The 1,415-nt window shown below is 62.8% G+C and carries 2 protein-coding genes; both read left to right on the forward strand.

Features of this window, described 5'->3' with window-relative positions:
* The coding region (locus AC1DT2_RS23350; protein ID WP_477299062.1) for an SDR family NAD(P)-dependent oxidoreductase at nt 1–400 on the forward strand (400 nt) is incomplete at its 5' end.
* Between the two features lie 97 nt (nt 401–497).
* Nucleotides 498–1,145, forward strand: coding sequence for a class I SAM-dependent methyltransferase (locus tag AC1DT2_RS23355; protein ID WP_477299063.1), 648 nt, complete (start codon nt 498–500; stop codon nt 1,143–1,145).
* Nucleotides 1,146–1,415 lie beyond the last annotated feature (270 nt).

The following is a 1,415-nucleotide window of genomic DNA, read 5'->3' on the forward strand; positions in this document are numbered from 1 at the left end:
GAAGGGCACGATCTTCACGGTCCAGAAGGCGCTGCCACTGATGGGCAAGGGCGGTTCGATCATCCTGACCGGGTCGAGTGCCGGCACCACGGGCGCCCCGACCATGAGCGCCTACAGCGCGAGCAAGGCGGCCGTGCGCAACCTCGCGCGGACCTGGGCGGAAGACCTGAAGGGCACTGGCATCCGGGTAAACGTGCTGTCGCCTGGGGCGACAGCGACCGAACTCGCGAAGGCGGCGCTAGGCGAGGAAGGCCAGAAGGTCTACGCCTCAATGACTCCGCTCCAGCGCATGGCCGATCCGTCGGAGATCGGGGCCGTGGCTGCCTTTCTCGCATCGTCGGACAGTAGCTTCATGACCGCCAGCGAAGTCGCCGTCGACGGCGGCCTGGCGCAGCTCTGACGAGCTAGTCCGGCCGGGCACTCCTTTTCATCATCAGAAGCTCGCATGTGGCCCGGCACACTGAAGCGCTCTGAATGGGCTACCGACGGAGATCCTGATGTACGACCAATCCAAGCAATCCGAGCTGATCCGGTTCGCACGCGTAGAGGTGGGCTCCACCGTCATCGACGTTTACCCCGGCGACGGCGACTGGACCCGAATCTTCTCCGAAGTCGTGGGGCCCGAAGGACGTGTCTACAGCTTCGTGCCGACCGAAATCGTGGACTTAAAGAACGATCAGGTCGACCGCATGCGGACGCTCGCGAAGGAGCCGGGCCGGGCGAACGTCGAAGCCGTCTCAGCGGATCTCGTCGCGATGCCGGAAGCCACGCAAGCAGCGGATGTCCTGTGGTTGCACCTTTTCTACCACGACCTTCACACCGCGCTGATGCAGAAGAGGGGCGCGACGGCGGCCGAGTTCAACCGAACCGTTTACGAGCGGCTCAAGCCCGGCGGGTTCTACGTCATCGTCGATCACGCCGCCGCCTCAGGGGCTGGCACGAGCGACACCCAGTCGCTGCATCGAATCGACGCGGCATCCGTGCGCGAGGAGGTCGAGGCAGCCGGCTTCGTGCTGGAGGAGGAAAGCACCATGCTCGCGAACGAGGACGATCCGCACGCGATCAAGGTTTTCGACCCCTCGATCAAAGGCGAGACCGATCGCTTCGTCTATCGATTCGTGAAGCCCTATCTCGGGCAGTGTTAACTCTGGCCCAGAGATGGTTGCTTGATTCTTTGGAAGACAAAAAAACGCCGGCTTGCAGCCGGCGTTTTTTTGCTTGCATTCGCGACCGCGACTAGTAGCCGAGGCCACTTGTATAGTTGCCCAAACCGGAAAGCTCCGAAGGCGCTGGAAGCTCGCAGCCCTTCTTGTTGAAGAACGGGCCCCCGAGGTATGTCGGATCGAGGCAGTAGTTGTCGATGGTGCGGCCCGTCGCGGAACGGAAGTAGACGGGCGTGACCACGGTATTGTGTC

It is taken from the genome of Luteibacter sp. P4_E6 (assembly GCF_056401535.1).

What these genes read in the sequence shown, in the direction of transcription:
- AC1DT2_RS23355 (WP_477299063.1), top strand. Translation starts at nt 498, where the DNA reads ATGTACGACCAATCCAAGCAATCCGAGCTGATCCGGTTCGCACGCGTA.